The following is a 23,219-nucleotide window of genomic DNA, read 5'->3' on the forward strand; positions in this document are numbered from 1 at the left end:
GTCAACAGCGGGTTTAGCCAATAGTCATCAGGCTGGCGTTACCCCCCGCCGCAGCGGTGTTGACGCTCAAGGCCCGCTCGATCACCAGGCGCTCCAACGCAATGTTGGTCTCGCCCTGGGACAAACCATGCACCCCGACGATGGCGCCGGCACGCTTGGCCACCTGCTGGCAAACGTCGCGCAGCTGATCCGAATCGCCATGGTGCAGGACCGCGTCGAACAGCACATCGTCCTTGGTCCAGTCGGCAACCCGCTGGATGCGTGCCTGAATCTCTTTCGGCAAGCGGGCGAACAAGGCCTTGCTGGTGTCGGTTTCCGGCCACACGGCCGAGCCGCCCACGGCCAGTACGGCCGCCAGTTGCGTCAGCAGGTCGCCTTCCACATCGGCCAGGCACAGCACGTGCTCGCGCGGCAGGATGGCGTAGCTGTTGCGTTCGCCGGTCGGGCCGGTCAACTGGCGGGTGATGCCGCTTTGCGATTGGGCCGCGAACTGCACGCACAGGGCGCTCAGTTCGGCGAGCTTCTGGCTGTCGGCCCAGGCTTGCAGGGCGGTCAGCGGTTTGCTCATGGCATCGCGCAGGCGCAGGTCCGGCGCAACCAAGGCGTCGCCGCGCACGAAGGACTGTTGGATCGCATCGGTAGGACGAGTCGACAGCAGGCGGTACAGGTACAGCGGGCCACCGGCCTTGGGACCGGTGCCCGACAGCCCTTCGCCACCAAACGGCTGTACACCGACCACGGCGCCGACAATGTTGCGGTTGACGTAGACGTTACCGGCATGGACGTTGTCGATGACCTTGGCGATGGTCTCGTCGATGCGTGTGTGCACGCCCAGGGTCAGGCCGTAGCCGGAGGCGTTGATCTGGTCGATCAACTGACCCAGTTCCTTGCGCTTGTAGCGCACCACGTGCAGCACCGGGCCGAAGATCTCCCGCTGCAGCTCGTCGAAGCTTTCCAGCTCGATCAGGGTCGGCATCACGAAGGTGCCGCGCTTGCACTCGTCGCTGTCGGCGATCGCCATCTGGTAGACGATACGACCTTTATCGCGCATGGCCTGGATGTGTTTCTCGATGCCAGCCTTGGCTTCGGCATCGATCACCGGGCCGATGTCCACCGACAGGCGCTCCGGGTTGCCGAGGCGCGATTCGGCCATGGCGCCCTTGAGCATTTCGATGACGCGGTCGGCGGAATCTTCCTGCAGGCACAGGACCCGCAGGGCCGAGCAACGCTGGCCGGCACTGTCGAAGGCCGAAGACACGACGTCGATGACCACTTGTTCGGTCAGGGCCGAGGAGTCGACGATCATCGCGTTCTGGCCGCCGGTCTCGGCGATCAGCGGGATCGGTCGGCCCTGGTTGTCCAGGCGACCGGCGATGTTGCGTTGCAGCAGGCGGGCGACTTCGGTGGAACCGGTGAACATCACGCCTTTGACCCGCTCGTCACCCACCAGGCGGGCGCCTACGGTTTCGCCGCGACCCGGCAGCAGTTGCAGGACGCCTTCCGGAATGCCGGCTTCGAGCATCAGGCGCACCGCCTGGGCCGCCACCAGCGGCGTCTGCTCGGCGGGCTTGGCCAGAACCGGGTTGCCGGCGGCCAGTGCGGCGGCGACCTGGCCGCTGAAAATCGCCAGCGGGAAGTTCCATGGGCTGATGCAGACCACCGGGCCCAGAGGGCGGTGGGCGTCGTTGGTGAAATCGTTGCGCGCCTGCACCGCGTAGTAGCGCAGGAAGTCCACGGCTTCACGCACTTCGGCGATGGCGTTGGCGAAGGTCTTGCCGGCTTCGCGGGCCAGCAGGCCCATCAGGGGCTGGATCTCGCCTTCCATCAGGTCGGCGGCACGCTCGAGGATCGCGGCGCGTTCGGCTGGTGGCGTGGCCTGCCAGATCGGTGCGGCGTTGAGGGCGCACTGGATGGCGTTGTCGACGTCGGCAACCGTCGCTTCCTGCACATGGCCGACCACATCGCGGTGATCGGACGGGTTCAGCACCGCTGCCGGGGTTTCTTCGCTGGCGGCGCAACCGAGCATCGGCGCGGCTTTCCAGTCGTTATGGGCGGTGGCCAGCAGGGCGCAGGACAGCGACGCCAGGCGATGCTCGTTGGCCAGGTCGATGCCGCTGGAGTTGGCGCGGTCGCTGCCGTACAGGTCGCGCGGCAGCGGAATACGCGGGTGCGGCAGGCCGAAACCGCCTTCCAGGGTTGCCATCTGTTCGATGCTGGCCACTGGATCGGCCACCAGTTCCTGGATGGAAATCGACTGGTCGGCGATGCGGTTGACGAACGAGGTGTTCGCGCCGTTTTCCAGCAAGCGACGTACGAGGTAGGCCAGCAGTGTTTCGTGGGTGCCGACCGGGGCGTACACACGGCATGGACGGTTCAGCTTACCTTCGGAGACCTTGCCTACAACTTGTTCGTACAGCGGTTCTCCCATGCCGTGCAGGCACTGGAATTCGTACTGGCCCGGGTAATAGTTTTGACCGGCGATGTGGTAAATGGCCGACAGGGTATGGGCGTTGTGCGTGGCGAATTGCGGGTAGATGACTTCCGGCACCGACAGCAGCTTGCGCGCGCAGGCGATATAGGACACGTCGGTGTACACCTTGCGGGTGTAGACCGGATAACCTTCCAGGCCTTCGACCTGGGCGCGCTTGATCTCGCTGTCCCAGTACGCGCCTTTTACCAGGCGGATCATCAGGCGGTGGCGGCTGCGCCGGGCCAGGTCGATGACGTAGTCGATCACATACGGGCAACGCTTCTGGTAGGCCTGGATCACGAAGCCGATGCCGTTCCAGCCGGTCAACTGCGGCTCGAAGCACAGGCGCTCCAGCAGGTCCAGGGACAGTTCGAGGCGGTCGGCTTCCTCGGCGTCGATGTTCAGGCCGATGTCGTATTGCTTGGCCAGCAGGGTCAGCGACAGCAGGCGCGGGTACAGCTCGTCCATGACGCGCTCGTACTGGGCGCGGCTGTAGCGCGGATGCAGGGCCGAGAGCTTGATGGAAATGCCCGGGCCTTCATAAATCCCACGGCCATGGGACGCTTTGCCGATCGAGTGAATGGCTTGTTCGTACGAGGCCAGGTACTTCTGGGCGTCATGTTCGGTGAGCGCGGCTTCACCCAGCATGTCGTAGGAATAGCGGAAACCCTTGGCTTCGAACTTGCTGGCGTTGGCCAGGGCCTCGGCGATGGTTTCGCCGGTGACGAACTGTTCGCCCATCAGGCGCATGGCCATGTCGACGCCCTTGCGGATCATCGGCTCGCCGCTCTTGCCGATGATGCGGCTCAGGGAGGAGGTCAGGCCCGTTTCGTTATGGGTGGCGACCAGCTTGCCGGTCAGCAACAGGCCCCAAGTGGCGGCATTGACGAACAGCGACGGGCTGTTGCCCAGGTGCGGCTGCCAGTTGCCGGTGCTGATCTTGTCGCGGATCAGCGCATCGCGAGTGCCTTTGTCCGGGATGCGCAGCAGCGCCTCGGCCAGGCACATCAGGGCTACGCCTTCCTGGGACGACAGGGAAAATTCCTGCAGTAAGCCCTGAACGATACCGGCACGGCCGCCGGCACTTTTCTGGTTACGCAGTTTTTCCGCAATCGACGCCGCCAGCTTGTTGGTGGCTTCGGCCACTTCCACCGGCAGGCGGGCCTGCTCGATCAGCATCGGCACCACTTCCGGCTCAGGACGACGGTAAGCGGCGGTAATGGAGGCGCGCAGGACCGATTGCGGCAGGATGCTCTCGGCAAACTCGAGGAAGCACTGGTGAGCATGGTCGACCTGTACGTCGCCGGCATCATCGCTGTCGGCGCGGGGTGAACCGTTCAGCTCGGTCAGGGTTGCACCACCCTCGAGTTTTTCCAGGTAATTGAAAATTGCCTGCTTGATCAGCCAGTGCGGCGTGCGATCGATCGAGGTTGCGGCCGCCTTGAGGCGTTCGCGGGTCGGGTCATCGAGTTTGACCCCAAGGGTGGTGGTAGCCATATTTTTATCCTCATGTTTACCACGTATGGCGTGGCATCAGCTGGCGGCAAGATTAGCTGTGGGATGATTGAGGTGCAACCGGGTGCAACCCTTTTTTTCTTGAAAGGACAGGCAGCTCATCCGGAAGCCAGGACGACCCCGTCAATCCTGCACCGGCTTAGTGCTTTGGCTTCTAGCGATGCACTGCGGACTGCACTAAAAGGGAGCAAAAAACGGCGATTTTGCGATAAAACCGATCAGGTGCAACTTATTCGAGCGAAACTGGTTGCACCTTATTTGATTTGTTGAATAGCATTCGCGGCCAAGGTGCAACCGGCTCCAAGCCGAGGGGCATCGGCTGATGGCTTTCCTGGGGAAACATCAGTCATAAATTCGCGGGATTGCAAATCGTCGCTACAACGTCTGCGTTGTCGGCGCTGCCAACTGCCACCGCACCATAAAAACAAAGCCAGGGCGTAACTCATGAGTGTTAGTAATCCCACCTTGATCACTTTCGTGATCTACATCGCAGCCATGGTCCTGATCGGCCTGATGGCTTACCGCTCCACCAATAACCTTTCCGATTACATCCTGGGCGGTCGCAGCCTGGGCAGCGTGGTCACGGCATTGTCCGCCGGTGCTTCCGACATGAGCGGCTGGTTGTTGATGGGTTTGCCGGGTGCCATCTATATGTCTGGCCTGTCGGAAAGCTGGATCGCCATCGGCCTGATCGTCGGCGCCTACCTGAACTGGCTGTTCGTGGCCGGTCGCCTGCGGGTACAGACCGAGCACAACGGTGACGCGCTGACGCTGCCGGATTACTTCTCCAGCCGTTTCGAAGACAAGAGCGGTGTGCTGCGGATCATCTCCGCGGTGGTGATCCTGGTGTTCTTCACCATCTACTGCGCTTCCGGCATCGTGGCCGGTGCCCGTCTGTTCGAAAGCACCTTCGGCATGTCCTACGAGACCGCGCTGTGGGCCGGTGCCGCAGCGACCATCGCCTACACCTTCGTTGGCGGTTTCCTGGCCGTGAGCTGGACCGACACCGTACAAGCCACCCTGATGATCTTCGCGCTGATCCTCACGCCGATCATCGTGCTGCTGGCCACTGGCGGCGTGGACACCACCTTCCTGGCCATCGAGGCGAAAGACCCTACTTCGTTCGATATGCTCAAGAACACCACCTTCATCGGTGTCATCTCGCTGATGGGCTGGGGCCTGGGCTACTTCGGCCAGCCGCATATCCTGGCGCGCTTCATGGCGGCTGATTCGGTCAAGTCCATCGCCAATGCACGTCGCATCTCCATGACCTGGATGATTCTGTGCCTGGGCGGTACCGTGGCCGTCGGCTTCTTCGGTATCGCGTACTTCTCGGCACACCCTGACGTGGCCGGTCCTGTGACCGATAACCCTGAGCGCGTGTTCATCGAGCTGGCAAAACTGCTGTTCAACCCATGGATCGCCGGTGTACTGCTGTCGGCCATCCTGGCGGCGGTGATGAGTACCCTGAGCTGCCAGTTGCTGGTGTGCTCCAGCGCCCTGACCGAAGACTTCTACAAGACCTTCCTGCGCAAGAGCGCTTCCCAGCTGGAATTGGTCTGGGTCGGTCGTGCCATGGTGTTGCTGGTGGCTTTGGTCGCCATTGCCCTGGCCGCTAACCCGGAAAACCGCGTATTGGGTCTGGTGAGCTACGCCTGGGCCGGTTTCGGTGCTGCCTTCGGCCCGGTTGTCCTGATCTCCGTCATCTGGAAGAACATGACCCGCAATGGCGCGCTCGCCGGCATTCTGGTGGGGGCGATCACCGTGATCGTCTGGAAGCATTTCGCGCTGCTGGGCCTGTACGAAATCATCCCGGGCTTCATCTTCGCCAGCCTGGCCATCTACCTCGTCAGCAAGATGGGCTCGCCTACCGCGGGTATGCTGCAGCGCTTCGACGCGGCGGAAAAAGATTTTCGTCTGAACCAGTAAGATCTTCAGTGGGGCTTTGAGCCCGCTGAGTTCTGTAGGAGCTGGCGAAGCCTGCGATCTTTTGATCTTTCACTTGAGGCTCAAGTGTTTGGAGAAAGATCGCAGCCTCGCTCCGCTCGACAGCTCCTACCGCTGGGCTCGCGAGTTATATAGAGCCTGAACACAGCGTCCTGGCCGTTCCTGATCTCTGATTGCCACCCCCGGAACCATCCGCCGCCAGATCGAGTGCGTTGCGATGCTTCGAATGTCTATCGGAAAATGCATCACGCTTTGCAGCTTTTAGCTTCTTGGATGTAGGGCAAATCTGTTTTTCCTGACCTCCCATACACGTTCCCGACTGCTCGTGCAGAATCGCCCGCCTCCATTCAGCAGAGGCACATCGGATGTTCCCGCCTGCCAATCCACCGCGTTTCACGCTGACCCTCGACAGCGGGCCGAATGAACTCAGGGTGCTTGAGTTCAAGGGCACGGAAACCATCAGCCAACCCTACCGCTTTGACGTGGAACTGGTCAGCGAGCGCTGCGACCTGGCACTGGAAGAACTTCTGCATCGCCAGGCATTCCTGCGGTTCGATGGCCGGGGAGGGGGCGTGCATGGTCAAGTCTATAGCGTAGCCCAAGGCGATTCAGGCAGACGCCTGACCCGTTACCAGATCAGCCTGGTGCCGCGCCTGGCCTACTTGCGCCACCGCATCAACCAGCGGATTTTCCAGCATCTGAGCGTGCCCGCTATCGTCGCCCGGGTGTTGAAGGAGCACGGGGTCCTGGAGGGGGGCTTCCAGTTCATTCTCGCAGGGCACTATCCCGAGCGTGAATACTGTGTGCAGTACGCCGAAAGCGACCTGGCGTTCATCGAGCGGATCTGTGCCGAAGTCGGTATCCACTATCACTTTCGGCACCGCCCTGACGGCCATCTGCTGGTGTTCGGCGACGATCAGACCGGCTTCCCCCGCCTGCCCGAATCGACGCTGTACCTGGCGGACAGCGGCATGGCTGCCGACGCACCGGCCATCAAGCGGCTGGCGGTGCGACTCCAGACCCGCGCCACGGCCGTAACGTTGCGCGACTACGACTTCCGCAAGCCCGGCCTGTTGTTGCAAACCCACCTCGACAACCGGCAACTGCCAGCGCTCGAGGACTATCGCTACCCCGGAGGGTTCTGCGACCGGGACGATGGCAAGCACCTGGCCCGGCGTGCCCTTGAGCGTCACGGCGCCGATCATCGCGTGGCGCAGGGCAGCAGCGATGACAGCGCTTTCGTCTGCGGGCATTTCATGCGCATCGAGGGCCACCCCCGGGAGCAGTGGAACGATCTCTGGCTCCTGACGCATATCGACCATCATGGCCGCCAACCCCAGGTGCTGGAAGAAACAGCCTCCGCCGGCCCGGATGAGTTCCAGGGCTACAGAAACACCTTTCTCGCCACGCCGTGGGAGGTGTTTTTTCGGCCGCCCCTGCACCCTGAAAAGCCCCGTGCCAACGGCTATCAGTCAGCGGTGGTGACCGGGCCGGTGGGCAGCGAGATCCATTGCGATGAATTCGGGCGGGTCAAGGTGCAACTGGCCTGGGATCGCGACGGCCAGCGCGACGAGCATTCCAGTTGCTGGCTGCGAGTGGCCTCGGGTTGGGCCCATGATCACTATGGTGCAGTGATGATTCCCCGGGTCGGCATGGAAGTTTTGGTGGGGTTCATCGATGGCGACGTGGACAAGCCATTGGTGGTGGGTTGCCTGCCCAACGGCGCCAACCCGGTGCCGCTGGACCTGCCGGCGGACAAGACCCGCAGTATATGGCGCAGCCAGAGCAGTCCCGGTGGGGCAGGCTACAACGAGTTGCGCATCGAGGACCGCAAGGGGGCCGAGGAAATCTACCTGCGGGCCCAGCGCAACTGGACCCAGCACGTGCTGCACGACCAGCGGGTGCAGGTCGATCACGAGCGCAGCATCGTCGTCACCGGTACGGCACGGCACGAGCTCAAGGCCGATGAGCAGCGCGTTACCCATGGCCGGCGCCAGGCTGAAGTCCGCCAGGACGATCATCTGCTGGTGGGCGGCGAGCGGCATGTTCGCGTGACCGGCCAGGTACTGAACGCCAGCCGGCAGTTTCATGTCAGCGCCGGCCAGCAAGTGGTCCTGGAGGCTGGCGCCAGTGTGACCCTCCAGGCTGGCGGTCATTGGATCAACATTGGTGCCGGCGGGATTTTCAGCAGCGTGCCGATCGAGGTCGGTGGGGCGCCGATGGCGGTCATGGGGGCGGTGGCGGGTTCGCCGGACAGCTCCGGGCAGCAGGTCGCTGCGCCGGCGCCTCGGCTTTCCCTGGCGCAAATCCTCAGCTTCCAAGGCTCGGCGCCGTTCTGCGAGGAGTGCGAGCGTTGCAGAAACGGCGTCTGCGCAGGGCCATCGGCCTTCCACAAAACGGTCGACACACAGGAGCGCCCATGAACAGCGGTCAAACGCCCCGCGCCTGGCTTGAGCACCATCCGTTGCAAGCGGCCGAGCAACTTTTCGCCATTTTCTGCAACGCCAGCAGCGCTGGGGCGTTGGCGGCCTGGCGGCGTTCGATGGCCGCGACACCCACGGCGATCTGGGCCGACACGCCGTACGCCGAGTGGGAGACGGTCATGCCCTATGCAGGGCTTGTTCGCGCAGACTGTGGGTTTCTTGATTGGATAGCCGCCACCGACTCGCTCGATTGGGGCTGGCTGGCGGTGTCGTGTGCCAGCCAGGAAGCCCTTGCCGAGCATTTGCGTGGGTTGACGCAGGTGCGGTTGCCGGGTGGCAAGCCGGTTTTCCTGCGTTTTTGGGATGGACGCTTCATGGGACCGATCCTGCAATCGGCGGCGGTGGATGCCGGGGAACTCCTGCCGGTCATCAATCGTTGCCTGATCAACGGTCAATCCCTTGAGTTGGTGGGAAACCTCCAGCGGCCGGCGCGGATGTTTCCTTGGTGGGAAGTGCCGGTGGCGCTGCTGGACGCCATGACCGAGGCCCCGACGAATTGTCTGGTGGATAACTTGCTCACGTGGCTTGGCCAAGAGCATCCGTCTCTGTACGAGCGCGTCGACCACCGCATCCTGCGGCGCAAGATTGCTCACTTTCTTGAGCGATCGAAGCCGGTTGTCGCGCCAAAGGCGCCCTTGCAGGCGTACTTGCTGCGGGAGCTGGGCTGATCGTGGCGTGTCCGCCGGGCTGCCAACCCCTGACGTTCGACGCGCTTCAAGGTAAACTCGTCGCCCTTCGCAGGAGCCGCCATGAATTATCGCCACGCCTTCCACGCCGGCAATCACGCCGACGTGTTCAAACACCTGACCTTGACCCGCCTCATCGCGCTGATGTCGCGCAAGGAACAGCCCTTCGCCTACCTCGACACCCACGCGGGCATCGGGCTGTACGACTTGCAGGGTGACCAGGCCAACCGTACCGGTGAGTACCTGGAAGGCATTGCGCGGTTGTGGGGCGAGGGCGACCTGCCGCCATTGACTGCCGATTACATGAAGGTGCTGCACGAGATGAACCCGGACGGGCAACTGCGCTACTACCCGGGTTCGCCGGAACTGGCGCGGCGCCTGACTCGGCCCCAGGACCGTGTGCTGCTCAACGAAAAGCACCCTGAAGACGGCGTGTTGCTCAAGGACAACATGAAAGGCGACCGTCGCGTGGCGGTGCACCTGGGTGAAGGCTGGCATGTACCGCGGGCGTTGCTGCCGGTGGCCGAAAAGCGTGCCTTGATGCTGATCGATCCGCCCTTCGAGCAGCTTGACGAGATGCAGCGCTGCGCCGCCTCGCTCAAGGAGGCCATTGGCCGGATGCGCCAGACGGTGGCGGCGATCTGGTACCCGGTGAAGGACCAGCGGATGTTGCGCCGCTTCTACCAGGATCTGGCCGGCACGGGAGCGCCGAAGCTGTTGCGCGTGGAGCTGCTGGTGCACCCACTGGCGACGCCCAACAGCCTGAATGGCTCCGGCCTGGCGATTGCCAATCCGCCGTGGGGGCTGGAAGAAGAGTTGCGTGAGCTGCTGCCATGGCTGTCGAAAAAGCTGGGGCAGACCCAGGGCGGGTGGCAGATGGATTGGTTGATCGCTGAGTGATGTCTTGCTGGCGTCCGGGAGGGCGCTATCGCGAGCAAGCTCGCTCCCACATGGGGTCCAGGTGTACGCACCTGTGGGAGCGAGCTTGCTCGCGATGACGGCGGCACATTCAACATCACCGCCCCAGGCCCACCGCTATCGCGAGCAGGCTTTCAGTCAGATCGGGCAGGTCACGCCGGTCCCGCCAATCCCGCAATAGCCTTCCGGGTTCTTCGCCAGGTACTGTTGGTGATAGGCCTCGGCGAAGTAGAACGTCGGTGCTTCTTCGATTTCGGTGGTGATGGTGCCTTTGCCGGCCTTGGTCAACTCGGCCTGGAAGACTTGCTTGCTGTGTTCGGCCGCCGCCAGTTGGGCCGGGTTGGTGGTATAGATCACCGAACGGTACTGGGTGCCGATGTCGTTCCCCTGGCGCATGCCCTGGGTCGGGTTGTGCAGTTCCCAGAACATCTTCAGAAGCTGTTCATAGCTGACTTTCGCGGGTTCGTAGACCACCAGCACCACTTCGCTGTGGCCGGTAAGGCCCGAGCAGACTTCTTCGTACGTCGGGTTCGGTGTGAAACCACCGGCGTAACCCACCGCGGTACTGACCACGCCTTCGCGCTGCCAGAACTTGCGTTCCGCGCCCCAGAAGCAGCCGAGGCCGAAGATCGCGAAATCCACGTCCATGGCGAACGGGCCCAGCAGGGGCGCGTCGAGGACGAAGTGTTTGTCCGGCACGGTCATCGGGGTTTCACGGCCAGGCAGGGCTTGTTCTTGAGTAGGAAGCACGTTTTTATTCACCAGGATTTCCGAGCGCAAGACCATTATCAGTCCTCTCAGTCAGATTGAATTGAGCGAAATAGACCGTCAGTGTGCCTCAGAAAAGCCGCCGCAAGCTATACGCAGCTGTCAGACCAGAGGCCCGCGCGGGTAGCGCCTGAGCTTTTCGATCAGCTCCGCGCCGGGGATTGGCCGGTCGAACAGGTAGCCCTGGCCGACGTCGCAGCGGTGACGCCGCAGGAACGTCAGTTGCTGGGCGGTTTCGATGCCTTCGGCCACGACCTTGAGTTTCAGGTTGTGAGCCATGGCGATCACCGCCGAGGTGATTTCCATGTCGTCCTGGTTGTCCGGGATCTCATGGATGAAGCTGCGATCGATCTTGATGATGTCGATCGGGAATTTTTTCAGGTAGCTCAGGGACGAATACCCGGTGCCAAAGTCGTCCATGGCCAGGGTCAGCCCCAGGCGCTTGAGCTGGTCGAGCTGCAAGTGGGTATCTTCGGTGGCCTCCAGCAGCAGGCCTTCGGTCAACTCCAGTTCCAGCAGGCGGGCCGGCAGTTGTTCTTCCTTGAGGATGCTGGCGATGGAGGCGACCAGGTCCGGGTCGGAGAACTGCTTGGGCGACAGGTTGATCGCCACTTGCAGGTTGCCCAGGCCGGCCGCGGTCAGCTGTTTGCTCATCCGGCAGGCCTGGCGGGCGATCCATTTGCCGATGGGGATGATCAGGCCGGTTTCTTCGGCCACGCTGATGAACTGGTCCGGGCGGATCATGCCCTTTTCCGGATGGTTCCAGCGCAGCAGCGCCTCCATGCCCAGCAGCCGGCCGCTGCGCAGGCACAACTTGGGTTGGTAGAACACGTCCAGTTCGTTCTGGGTCAGGGCGCGACGCAGGTTGTTCTCGACGAACAGCTTGTAGCTGGCCTCGGCATTCAGCGCCTCGGTGAACACCTGGACCTGATGCTTGCCGTTGGCCTTGGCCTTGTGCAGGGCAAGACCTGCGTTGCGCATCAGGGTCTGCGGATCACGGCCGTGCAGCGGCGCGCAGGCCAGGCCTACGGAGCCGGTCACGCTGATCAACTGGTTATCGACGAACATCGGTTTGTCGAGGGTCATCAGCAATTGGCTGGCGATCTGCTGCCCGGCCTCCAGGCTCGTGTCGTCCAGCAGCACGGCGAACTCGTTGCTGGCGAAGCGCGCCAGGCTGCCGCTGGGGCTCAGGCTGTTGCGCAGGCGCCGGGCCAGGCTGATCAGCAGCTTGTCACCGGTCTGGTGACCGAGGCTGTCGTTGATGCGCTTGAAGTTGTCGATGTCCACCAGCAGCAGGCTGATGGGCGAGTCGCTGTCCCGGGCGAAGCGCTCATCGAGGTTGCGAATGAACGCCGGGCGGTTGCCCAGGTTGGTCAGGTTGTCGGTGTAGGCCAGGCGCTCGATGCGCTGCTGGGCCAGTTTGGTCTGGGTGATGTCTTCGTAGATGCCGATGTAGTGGGTCAGCTCGCGGTTGTCGCCGTAGACCTTGGAAATCGACAGCTGGCCCCAGTAGGGTTCCAGGTTCTTGCGCCGGCTCTTGAACTCGCCCTGCCAACTGTTGCTCTGGGCCAGCGCCGAGGGCGCGTCGAACAGCAGCTCGCTGAGGTTCTCCAGGGCCGGCAGTTCCGAGAGGCGTTGGCCGTGGACTTCCTCGGTGGTGTACTGGGTGATGGCGGTGAAGCTTGGGTTGACGTACTCCACCACACCGTCGCAATTGACCAGCAGGAACGCGTTGGCGCTTTGCTCCACGGCGCGCTGGAACAGGTGCAGGGCGCTGGTGGCGGTACGGCGGTTGTGGTTGTTGATGACCTGGGCGAACTGGTCCGCCAGTTCCCCGGCGAAGGCGATCTCATCCGACTGCCAGGCGCGGGTGGCCCCCACTTGTTCCAGGCACAGCACGCCCACCACTTGGCCGTCGATGCGCACGCTGGCGTCGAGGATGGCGTTGACGTCACGGGCACGCAGGTTCTCGGCCATTTCCCGGGTGCGCGGGTCGCGCATCGCATTGTGGGCGTCGATGGCGCGACAGGTCTGCAGCGCTTCCATGTAGTCGGGAAACTCGTTGACGTCGATGACCGCCGGCAGGAAGTATTCCTGGGAAGCGCGGTTGTAGGCGGAAATCGGCACCAGTTTGCCGTCGTCCAGGTTCCAGATACTGGCGCAGTCGATCTGGTAGATGTCGCAGGCGCTGCGGGTGATGAGTTCGGCCGCTTCGAGCAGGGAGTTGTTGGCGCTGTAGCGTTGGCGGGTCAATAGCAGGATGAGGTCTTGTTGGGCGCGTACCCGGTCCAGGTGCTGGAGCTGCTCTTGCTGGGCGCGCTGGTTCAGTTCCAGGGCGATCTGCAGGCGCGAGTTCTGGGTTTCCAGGTCCAGGGCCGGCAGGGAGGGTTCGCTTTGCAGCAAATTGTCCACCACCAGCAGGTAACCGCGCAGCAGATGACGATTGTGCTGTCTGTAGGCTTCGCCCGTCTCCAGCACATTCATCGGGCCCTTGGCGGTGTGGAGTGTGTAGCGAATCTGGTAATGCGCGGCCTGGGCCAGTTGCTGCTGGATGGCGTCGTGCAATTGATAGCGCGCTTCGGGTTCCATCAGGCTGGCGTAGGGCGAGCTGACCAGCGAGCACAGTTCTACCGCCGGCAGGCCGAAGTGTCGCTCGCAATTGGGATCGAGAAACAACAGCGCCCAGCTAGCTTCATTCAGCCGTTCGAAACGCAGCATACCGAGCCGCGCGGGCACCGGTAACTGCGTCACTACCTCGGCCGCCATACGGCTGGCGGCATCGGGTTGGCTTTTCATGGGGAAACTCGCTTCGAAAATGCTGATCGCGCCGGGCTGACGCCCTCGTTATTACGGATTGGCGCAAGGTTGCATCATTGCGGCACTGGCTGACAAGAGAGATGAAGGCCAAGTGCTATAAACCTTTTATCGGCCGACAAAGGGATTTCTCCAGTCGCCAGCCGATCAGAGGGCATGGAAGTTCATCGCAGCGCGATATCGAGTGTCTGCAAGGGCTCGCCGTTACGGTCGTGGAATGTAACGTGAAGGCTCTGTGCCGTGACCTGCAGGCGGGCGAAGTTGTCCTGGCTCACCACTTCGCTGGTCAGTTCATAGCGGTACTCACCGCCGTCCGTGCGGGCCATGGGCCTGTGGAAAATAAAATCCGCGGCTTTTGCAAAAGGCAGCAATTTGCTGTTGTAGAACGGCGAGGAAACGACGGTGTTGACCTCGAAATCAGGATCCTGAGTGTGACGCAGGCGGCTGGTCATGGAGCCGTGGACGTCACCCGAGATGAATACCACGTTTTTGATCCGATGGCGGCGGATGGTTTCCAGCAGGCGCAGGCGTTGTTCCGGGAAGGCCTGCCAGGCATCGCCGTCATTGCGCTGGCGGTCAGGGAAAAACATCACGCTGGTGACGACGAGCTTGACCCGGGCGGGGCTGCTGACGAGCCATTCGAGCAGGGCTTGTTCCTGGTCCGCGTCGAGGATGCGCCGATCGTCCGCCGACAGATTGCGTTGCGTCCGGCTGTCGGTGACGAACCAGTGGATATCGCCATGGGCAAAGGTGTACCAGTAGCGGGTCAGCGACTTGTTCAATGTTCCGTCGCTCGACAGTTCATGGGCGGGCCCATGGCTGGCCTGGTAAAGCCCGTAGGCGCTCATGGCATTGGCATACAGGACGTCGTCGTGGCCGGTTTTCCTGGCGGGCCAGTTGTCTTCGATTTCGTGGTCGTCGAGGATCATGTAGGTCGGCGTGCCAGACATCAGCTTGCTGATGTGCGGCTGGCTAAATACCGTTCGGTATCTGAGGAGGATGCGCTTATAGGTCCGGTCCGGGCCGATGATATTCAAGTCATCGAGATAAACCTGGTCTCCGGTCATCAACACCGCGCTGATCGGCGGGTCGGCCTGTTCGACGATGCGATTGATGCCGGCAAAGGTGCGATCCCCAAGGCTGGGGAACAGCGGGGTACCGGCGGTGATTCGCAAGTAGCGACACGAGCCCACGATATAAGCCCGTGGCGCATCGGGTTTGTCGGCCGGCGTGTGCAAGCAATAGGTGTGCCGAGGCCATTGCAGTGGCAGTTCCTGGATGGTTTCCACGGTATGGGTCGGGCTCAAGGGGCTGAGCCAGCCGGCCTGGTATTCGTAGGCGGTGTCGGGTTCAAGGTCTTTCAACACGATCACATCGGACATGTCGCGGTAGGCCTTCAATTGGACAAAGTGCCCTTTTGACCAGCGTGTGTCTCCTCGGCGCCGGTGTCGGATACCGGCGAATACCCGGTTGTTGCCGTGATCGCCCCGCAGGAATATCCGGGCGTGGTCAGTGGTCGTGTGCCCGACAATGGGGCCGACGGTAGGTTTGAACATATTCGAATCCATTCGAAGTTTTAGTCGGTGGGTGCAAGCATCAAGTGGCCCTGGTGTTGATGCTAAAGCCCGGCGCGCCATAAATATCGACGGGGAAGGGGGCGCAAGTCGTGGGCAATGACTAACAGGGGGTGTAGTCATTTAAAACTTGCGGAGTAGGAAATACCGCTATCGCGAGCAAGCTCGCTCCCACAGGAGCACCGCAAATCCACTGTGGGAGCGAGCTTGCTCGCGATGAGGCGCCACATCCCATATCCATGCACATGGCTGAATTCCAGGCAAAAAAAGCCCCGCCAAACGGACGGGGTTGAGGTACGAGCGTGGCGCTCGGAAAACGGTGCTCCGAATGGCCCTCCCCAAGGGAGGGCCGCCCGGCGTTACAGCAGGATGGTGCGGATGTCGCCCAGCAAGTCGCTCAAGCGCTTGGTGAAGCGTGCAGCGGCGGCGCCGTTGATCACACGGTGATCGTAGGACAGCGACAGTGGCAGCATCAGCTTCGGCTGGAAGGCCTTGCCGTCCCAGACCGGCTGGATGGTGGCCTTGGAAACACCCAGGATCGCCACTTCCGGCGCGTTGACGATCGGCGTGAAGCCGGTGCCGCCAATGTGGCCGAGGCTGGAGATGGTGAAGCAGGCGCCCTGCATGTCGTCGGCGGTGAGCTTCTTGTTCCGGGCTTTTTCGGCCAGGGCAGCGGCTTCGCCAGCCAGTTGCAGCAAGCTCTTCTGGTCGACGTTGCGGATGACCGGTACCAGCAGGCCTTCCGGAGTGTCGACGGCAAAGCCGATGTGCACGTATTTCTTGCGGATCACAGCCTTGCCGCTTGGGGCCAGGGAGCTGTTGAAGTCCGGCAGTTCCTTGAGCAGGTGCGCACAGGCCTTGAGCAACAGTGGCAGCACGGTCAGCTTCACGCCGGCTTTTTCCGCCACGGCTTTCTGCGCGACGCGGAAAGCTTCCAGCTCGGTGATGTCGGCCTGATCGAACTGAGTCACGTGGGGAATGTTCAGCCAGCTGCGGTGCAGGCTCGACGCGCCGATCTGCATCAGGCGAGTCATGGCCACTTCTTCGGTTTCACCGAAGCGGCTGAAGTCCACCGCCGGGATCGGCGGGATGCCCGCGCCGCCGGTGGCGCCTTCGGCCGGTGCGTTCTTGGCCTTCTGCATCATGGCCTTGACGTAGGCTTGCACGTCTTCCTTGAGCACACGACCGTGCGGGCCGCTTGGGCCAACGGCCGACAGCTCGACACCGAATTCACGGGCCAGCTGACGCACCGCCGGGCCGGCGTGCACCTTGGCACCGCTTGGCGCAGGCGCGGCGGCGACAGGGGCAGGCGCTGCTTCGGCCTTGGCGGCAGGCGCGGCGGCTGGCGCTGGAGCTGCTTCAGCCTTGGCGGCAGGTGCAGCGGCCGGGGCTGGCGCGGCTGGTGCCGAGGCACCCGCCACTTTCAGTTTCAGGATCAGGTCGCCGGTGCCGACTTCGTCTTCCAGCTTGATCTCGACGCTTTCCACCACACCGGCGGCCGGCGACGGGATTTCCATGCTCGCCTTGTCGGATTCCAGGGTGATCAGCGACTGGTCGGCTTCGACGGTGTCGCCGACCTTGACCAGTACTTCGATGATCTTGGCCTTGCCCGACGAACCGATGTCCGGGACATGAATGTCCTGGACCGTGGCCGCGGCAGGGGCGGCTGCCGGAGCGGGAGCCGCTTCGGCAGCTGGTGCGGCGGCAGGCTTTTCAGCCGCGGCCGGGGCCGCAGCGGGAGCGGCCGCTTCAGGCGCCGCAGCGGCGCCCTCGACTTCCAGCTCCAGCAGTTCGTCGCCTTCTTTCAGGCGGTCGCCCAGCTTCACTTTCAGGCTCTTGATGACACCGGCCTTCGGCGCAGGCACTTCCATGCTCGCCTTGTCCGATTCAAGCGTCAGGATGCTCTGGTCGGCTTCGATACGGTCGCCGACCTTCACAAACAGTTCAATTACTTCACCTTCACCGCTGCCGATGTCAGGTACGCGAATGAGTTCGCTCACGAAAATTCTCCTCAGCAGTCCAGTGGGTTGCGTTTTTCCGGATCGATGCCGAACTTGGCGATGGCTTCGGCCACCACTTTAGGTTCGATATCGCCACGGTCAGCCAGGGCTTCCAGGGCTGCCAACACAACGAACTTACGGTCGACTTCGAAGAAGTGACGCAGCTTCTTGCGGCTGTCGCTACGGCCGAAACCGTCGGTGCCCAGCACTTTGAATTCCTTGGAAGGAACCCACTGGCGGATCTGCTCGGCGAACAGCTTCATGTAGTCGGTAGAGGCGATGACCGGACCTTTGCGGCCGTTCAGGCACTCTTCGACGTAGCTCAGCTTTGGCTTCTGGCCAGGGTGCAGGCGGTTGCTGCGCTCTACGGCCAGGCCGTCGCGACGCAGTTCGTTGAAACTGGTGACGCTCCAGACGTCGGCGCCGACGTTGAACTCTTCGCGCAGGATCTTCGCGGCCTCGCGCACTTCGCGCAGGATGGTGCCCGAGCCCATCAACTGGACGTGGTGCGCCGCTTCGCGGGTGTCTTCCTCGAGCAGGTACATGCCCTTGACGATGCCTGCCTCGACACCGGCCGGCATGGCTGGCTGCTGGTAGGACTCGTTCATCACGGTGATGTAGTAGAAGACGTCCTGTTGCTCTTCAGTCATCTTCTTCATGCCGTCCTGGATGATCACCGCCAGCTCGTAGCCGTAGGTCGGATCGTAGGTGCGGCAGTTCGGGATGGTCCCGGCCAGCATGTGGCTGTGGCCGTCTTCGTGCTGCAGGCCTTCACCGTTCAGCGTGGTGCGGCCGGCGGTGCCGCCGATCAGGAAGCCACGGGTACGGCTGTCGCCAGCGGCCCAGGCCAGGTCGCCGATGCGCTGGAAACCGAACATCGAGTAGAAGATGTAGAACGGCAGCATCGGCTGGTTGTGGCTGGAGTACGAAGTACCGGCGGCAATGAAGGAGCTCATGGCGCCCGCTTCGTTGATGCCTTCTTCGAGGATCTGGCCCTTCTTGTCTTCGCGGTAGAACATCACCTGGTCTTTATCGACTGGCTCGTAGAGCTGGCCGACGGACGAGTAGATGCCCAACTGACGGAACATGCCTTCCATACCGAAGGTACGGGCTTCGTCCGGGATGATCGGGACGATGCGCTGGCCGATTTCCTTGTCCTTGACCAGTTGCGCGAGGATTCGCACGAAGGCCATGGTGGTGGAGATTTCACGGTCGCCCGAGCCGTCCAGGATCGCCTTGAGGGTCTCCAGTGGCGGGGTCGGGACGCTGAAGCTCTTGGCGCGACGCTGGGGCACGAAACCGCCCAGTGCGGCACGGCGCTCGGCCAGGTAACGGGCTTCGGCGCTGCCTTCTTCGGGCTTGAAGAACGGCAGGTTTTCCAGCTCGCTGTCCTTGACCGGAATGTCGAAGCGGTCGCGGAACAACTTCAGGCTCTCGACATCGACTTTCTTGGTGTTGTGCGCAGTGTTCTTCGCTTCGCCGGCACCGGTGCCATAACCCTTGATGGTCTTGGCCAGGATGACGGTCGGCTGTTCTTTGTGATTGACCGCCTGGTGGTACGCCGCGTAGACCTTGTACGGGTCGTGGCCGCCGCGGTTGAGCTTCCAGATCTCGTCGTCGGACAGATCGGCAACCATGGCCTTGAGTTCAGGCGAGTTGAAGAAGTGCTCGCGGACGAACGCGCCGTCCTTGGCCTTGTAGTTCTGGTACTCGCCGTCGATGACTTCGTCCATGCGGCGTTGCAGGATGCCGTCGACGTCCTTGGCCAGCAGTGGGTCCCAGAAGCGGCCCCAGATGACTTTGTTGACGTTCCACTGGGCACCACGGAACACGCCTTCGAGTTCCTGGATGATCTTGGCGTTGCCGCGAACCGGGCCGTCGAGGCGCTGCAGGTTGCAGTTGATGACGAAGATCAGGTTGTCCAGCTTCTCGCGGCCGGCCAGGGAGATCGCGCCCAGGGATTCCGGCTCGTCGCACTCGCCGTCGCCCATGAAGCACCAGACTTTCTGCTTGCCTGGCTGGATGAAACCGCGGGCTTCCAGGTACTTCATGAAGCGCGCCTGGTAGATCGCCTGGATCGGGCCCAGACCCATGGACACGGTCGGGAACTGCCAGAAGTCCGGCATCAGCCAAGGGTGCGGGTACGAGGACAGGCCGTTGCCGTCCACTTCCTGGCGGAAGTTGTTCATCTGGTCTTCGGTGATGCGGCCTTCCATGAACGCACGGGCGTAGACGCCTGGCGATGCGTGACCCTGGAAGTAGATCAGGTCGCCACCGTGTTCGTCGGTCGGGGCCTGGAAGAAGTAGTTGAAGCCGATGTCATACAGCGTCGCGCTGGAGGCGAAGCTGGAGATGTGACCGCCCAGGTCAGAATCTTTCAGGTTGGTACGCATGACCATGGCCAACGCGTTCCAGCGTACCAGCGAGCGAATGCGGCGTTCCATGAACAGGTCGCCAGGCATGCGTGCTTCGTGGGTAACGGGGATCGTGTTGCGGTACGGCGTGGTGATGGCGTAGGGCAGTTGCGAGCCGCTGCGGGTCGCGAGTTCGCCCATACGGGTCATCAGATAATGAGCACGGTCTTCGCCTTCTTTGTCGAGAACCGATTCCAGGGCGTCCAGCCATTCCTGGGTTTCGACGGGATCGAGGTCTTGCATGGCTTGCTCCAGGGCGGAAAGGCTACCAGAATCGGTTGCCTGAGTTTGCGACTGGCCTTGTGGGCAGACGGTATAAATTCTTGGATTGCCGAAGGTTGTTTCGGCGGCGTGTAGTTTTACTACAAATCGTCGGCCGTTTCAGCCTTTCGAATGTATAGACGAGTAGTGAAACTACACATGAGCGGCGTATGGCCCCTCATTTCTTTGTGAGAATAATCGTTACTGTTGGTCTTTAGCCAACTCGAACAGGTAAAAACTTGATGCCGGCTGCCAATAAAATCAGATTTTCAGCTATTTATCATCTTTGTTCGACAGTCGATCAGGTAGTGTCTTCTGGAAAAACACTACATCCAGCTTCTCCCGCGCCGATCAAGGATAGACCATGAGCCTGCCCTCGCTTGCCCCGATACCGGAAATGGTACCGGCCATTCTCCAGTCATTGGTCAGTCGTGCCGAGCAGTCGTTCCGTGCGGCGGTCGCCTCCCTCGACGACGATCGGGGGCTGTCGGCCTGGACCCCGCAACGCTGGGAAGCGTTCAACCGTATTGCCGCCGCCAGCGACTTTGTCATCGAGCAGAGTGTCCGTGACCCGGCGATGCTGCTGGAGCTGGTACGCAGCGGCGAGCTGGACCGCAGCCTGGCGCCCGGTGAAATGCGCGCGCAGATCGCCGCCGTGCAGGCCGCCGAAACCGAAGACGAACTGGGCCGCGTCCTGCGCCGCCAGCGTACCCGCCAACAGGTACGGATCATCTGGCGCGACCTGAACCGTCAGGCCGATCTGGTCCAGACCTGTCGCGATCTTTCGGACATGGCCGACACCTGCATCGACCAGGCTTACCACTGGTTGTACCAACGCCTCAGCCAGCAATTCGGTACGCCCACCGGACGGCGCAGCGGCGAGCCGCAGCAGATGGTCATCCTGGGCATGGGCAAGCTGGGTGCCGTGGAACTGAACCTGTCGTCGGACATCGACCTGATCTTCGCCTACCCCGAGGGCGGCGAAACCGTGGGCGTCAAGCGGCCGCTGGATAACCAGGAGTTCTTCATCCGTGTTGGCCAGCGCCTGATCAAGGCCCTGGACCCGATGACCGTCGACGGCTTCGTGTTCCGCGTCGACATGCGCCTGCGCCCCTACGGCTCGGCCGGGGCGCTGGTGCTGAGCTTCAATGCCTTGGAGCAGTATTACCAGGATCAGGGGCGCGACTGGGAGCGCTACGCCATGATCAAGGCGCGGGTGGTGGCGGGCGACCAGGTGGCCGGTGCCCAGTTACTCGACATGCTGCGCCCGTTCGTCTATCGCCGTTACCTGGATTTTTCCGCCATCGAAGCGCTGCGCACCATGAAGCAACTGATCCAGCAGGAGGTGCGGCGCAAGGGCATGGCCGACAACATCAAGCTGGGCTCGGGCGGCATTCGCGAGGTGGAGTTCATTGCCCAGGCGTTCCAACTGATCCATGGCGGTCGGGACTTGAGTTTGCAGCAGCGTCCGTTGCTCAAAGTGTTGAGCACCCTGGAGGGCCAGGGCTACCTGCCGGCCAAGGTGATCGACGAGCTGCGCGAGGGCTATGAGTTCCTGCGTTACACCGAACATGCGATCCAGGCCATCGCCGACCGCCAGACCCAGATGCTCCCGGACAGCCCACAGGATCAGGCACGCATTGCATTCATGCTGGGGTTCGCCGACTGGTCGGCCTTTCATGAGCAGTTGATGTATTGGCGCGGACGCGTGGCCTGGCATTTCGGCCAGGTCATCGCCGACCCGGATGAAGACGAGGGCGGCGAAAGCGAAGTGGTGGTGGGCGGCGAATGGTTGCCGTTGTGGGAAGACAGCCAGGATGAAGGGGCGGCGTGCCGTCAGTTGGAGGAGGGCGGCTTCGCCGATGCGCCCAAAGCCCTCAAGGCCCTGGCCGCCCTGCGCGGCAGCCCGCAATTGCGCGCCATGCAGCGCTTGGGGCGCGAGCGCCTGGATGCGTTCATTCCACGCTTGCTGGCCCAGGCCGTGGAGCATGCCGATCCGGACCTGGTGCTGGAGCGAGTGCTGCCCTTGGTGGAAGCCGTGGCCCGTCGTTCGGCCTACCTGGTGTTGTTGACGGAAAACCCCGGCGCCCTGCGGCGCTTGCTGACGCTGTGCGCGGCGAGCCCGTGGATTGCTGAGCAAATCACCCGTTTCCCGTTGCTGCTCGATGAGTTGCTCAACGAGGGTCGGCTGTTCAAGCCACCCCTGGCGCCGGAGTTGGCCGCGGAGTTGCGTGAGCGCCTGACACGCATTCCCGAGGATGACCTGGAGCAGCAAATGGAGGCGTTGCGGCATTTCAAGCTGGCGCACCGCCTGCGGGTGGCGGCGTCGGAAATCGCCGGCAGCCTGCCGCTGATGAAGGTCAGCGACTATCTGACCTGGCTGGCCGAGGCGATTCTCGAGCAAGTGCTGGCCCTGGCCTGGCGCCAGACGGCCGCCAAGCACGGCGTGCCATTGCGCACCGACGGCAGCCTGTGCGATCCGGGCTTCATTATTGTCGGTTATGGGAAAGTCGGCGGCCTGGAATTGGGGCATGGTTCTGACCTTGACCTGGTGTTCATCCACGATGGCGACCCGCAGGCGGAAACCGACGGTCCGAAACCCATCGACGGCGCGCAGTTCTTCACCCGGCTCGGTCAGCGGATCATTCACCTGCTGACGGCCCAGACCAACTCCGGGCAGTTGTATGAAGTGGACATGCGCCTGCGGCCTTCCGGGGCGTCGGGGCTGCTGGTCAGCTCCCTCGGGGCGTTTGCCCGTTACCAGGAGAACGAAGCCTGGACCTGGGAGCATCAGGCGCTGGTGCGAGCCCGTGTGCTGGTGGGCAGCCAGGATGTGGGCCAAGCGTTCGAGAAGGTCCGCGTCCAGGTACTGGGACGCAAGCGTGACTTGCCGACGCTGCGCCAGGAAGTCAGCGAGATGCGTGCCAAGATGCGCGACAACCTTGGCAGCAAGGCCACCGCCGCCGGGACCGCGACGAATGCCTTCGAGGCCACGGCGCCCTTCGACCTCAAGCAGGATGCCGGAGGTATCGTCGATATTGAATTTATGGTGCAATACGCGGCCCTGGCGTGGTCCCAAGAGCATCCATCGCTGGTGCGCTATACCGATAACATCCGCATCCTGGACGGGTTGCAAGAGCTCGGGTTGATGCCGGCCGAAGATGCCACGCTGTTGCGCGAAGCCTACAAGGCCTACCGCTCCGCCGCCCACCGCCAGGCCTTGCAGAAAGATGCCGGGGTGATCGCAGGCGACCAGTTCGTGGATGAACGTCGGCAGGTATTGCGGATCTGGCGGGAGCTGGGGCTGAGCTGAAGCTTTAAATAATGTGGGAGCGAGCTTGCTCGCGATAGCGGAATGTCAGGCGACAT

General features: G+C 62.5%; 11 protein-coding genes. 5 read left to right on the top strand and 6 right to left on the bottom strand.

Going from position 1 to position 23,219, the window contains the following annotated elements:
• Window positions 1-13: 13 nt before the first annotated feature.
• Complete coding sequence (putA, locus tag BLU85_RS22380) at window positions 14-3,967, bottom strand: trifunctional transcriptional regulator/proline dehydrogenase/L-glutamate gamma-semialdehyde dehydrogenase (RefSeq protein WP_092203461.1); 3,954 nt, start codon at window positions 3,965-3,967, stop codon at window positions 14-16.
• Window positions 3,968-4,429: 462 nt separating this feature from the next.
• On the opposite strand from putA, the gene putP reads away from it, so the two are divergent.
• From putP to BLU85_RS22400, 4 genes are all read left to right on the top strand, one after another.
• On the top strand, window positions 4,430-5,914 hold the full coding sequence (putP, locus tag BLU85_RS22385) for a sodium/proline symporter PutP (RefSeq protein WP_092203463.1): 1,485 nt from the start codon (window positions 4,430-4,432) through the stop codon (window positions 5,912-5,914).
• Between the two features lie 383 nt (window positions 5,915-6,297).
• Window positions 6,298-8,355, top strand: coding sequence for a type VI secretion system Vgr family protein (locus BLU85_RS22390; protein ID WP_092203465.1), 2,058 nt, complete (start codon window positions 6,298-6,300; stop codon window positions 8,353-8,355).
• Complete coding sequence (locus BLU85_RS22395; protein ID WP_170847616.1) at window positions 8,352-9,083, top strand: DUF4123 domain-containing protein; 732 nt, start codon at window positions 8,352-8,354, stop codon at window positions 9,081-9,083. Before BLU85_RS22390 ends, BLU85_RS22395 begins: the two co-directional genes overlap by 4 nt.
• 81 nt (window positions 9,084-9,164) lie before the next feature.
• Window positions 9,165-10,001: a 23S rRNA (adenine(2030)-N(6))-methyltransferase RlmJ gene (locus BLU85_RS22400; protein WP_092203467.1), complete on the top strand. Its 837-nt coding sequence runs from the start codon at window positions 9,165-9,167 to the stop codon at window positions 9,999-10,001.
• 156 nt (window positions 10,002-10,157) lie between these two features.
• Here the strand turns inward: BLU85_RS22400 and msrA are convergent, their stop codons facing one another.
• The 5 genes from msrA to aceE all read right to left on the bottom strand — a co-directional run bounded on the left by msrA (window position 10,158) and on the right by aceE (window position 19,832).
• Window positions 10,158-10,805, bottom strand: coding sequence for a peptide-methionine (S)-S-oxide reductase MsrA (msrA, locus tag BLU85_RS22405; protein WP_092203469.1), 648 nt, complete (start codon window positions 10,803-10,805; stop codon window positions 10,158-10,160).
• Between the two features lie 84 nt (window positions 10,806-10,889).
• Window positions 10,890-13,583: a putative bifunctional diguanylate cyclase/phosphodiesterase gene (locus BLU85_RS22410; RefSeq protein WP_092203471.1), complete on the bottom strand. Its 2,694-nt coding sequence runs from the start codon at window positions 13,581-13,583 to the stop codon at window positions 10,890-10,892.
• 182 nt (window positions 13,584-13,765) lie between these two features.
• Window positions 13,766-15,157 (bottom strand): alkaline phosphatase D family protein, encoded by a 1,392-nt coding sequence (locus tag BLU85_RS22415; protein ID WP_092203473.1) that lies wholly within the window; start codon window positions 15,155-15,157, stop codon window positions 13,766-13,768.
• A 377-nt stretch (window positions 15,158-15,534) separates the two neighbouring features.
• Window positions 15,535-17,175 carry a dihydrolipoyllysine-residue acetyltransferase gene (aceF, locus tag BLU85_RS22420; protein ID WP_060739477.1) on the bottom strand — a complete coding sequence of 547 codons (1,641 nt, stop codon included), beginning with the start codon at window positions 17,173-17,175 and terminating at the stop codon, window positions 15,535-15,537.
• An 11-nt stretch (window positions 17,176-17,186) separates the two neighbouring features.
• Entirely contained in the window at window positions 17,187-19,832 is a 2,646-nt protein-coding gene (gene aceE, locus BLU85_RS22425) for a pyruvate dehydrogenase (acetyl-transferring), homodimeric type (protein ID WP_092203475.1), read from the bottom strand.
• A gap of 382 nt (window positions 19,833-20,214) precedes the next feature.
• Between aceE and glnE the strand changes: the two genes are divergently transcribed.
• Window positions 20,215-23,163, top strand: coding sequence for a bifunctional [glutamate--ammonia ligase]-adenylyl-L-tyrosine phosphorylase/[glutamate--ammonia-ligase] adenylyltransferase (glnE, locus tag BLU85_RS22430; protein WP_092203477.1), 2,949 nt, complete (start codon window positions 20,215-20,217; stop codon window positions 23,161-23,163).
• Window positions 23,164-23,219: the final 56 nt, after the last annotated feature.

Origin of the sequence: Pseudomonas sp. NFACC14, assembly GCF_900106885.1 — a bacterium.
Classification (GTDB): domain Bacteria; phylum Pseudomonadota; class Gammaproteobacteria; order Pseudomonadales; family Pseudomonadaceae; genus Aquipseudomonas; species Aquipseudomonas fluorescens_AA.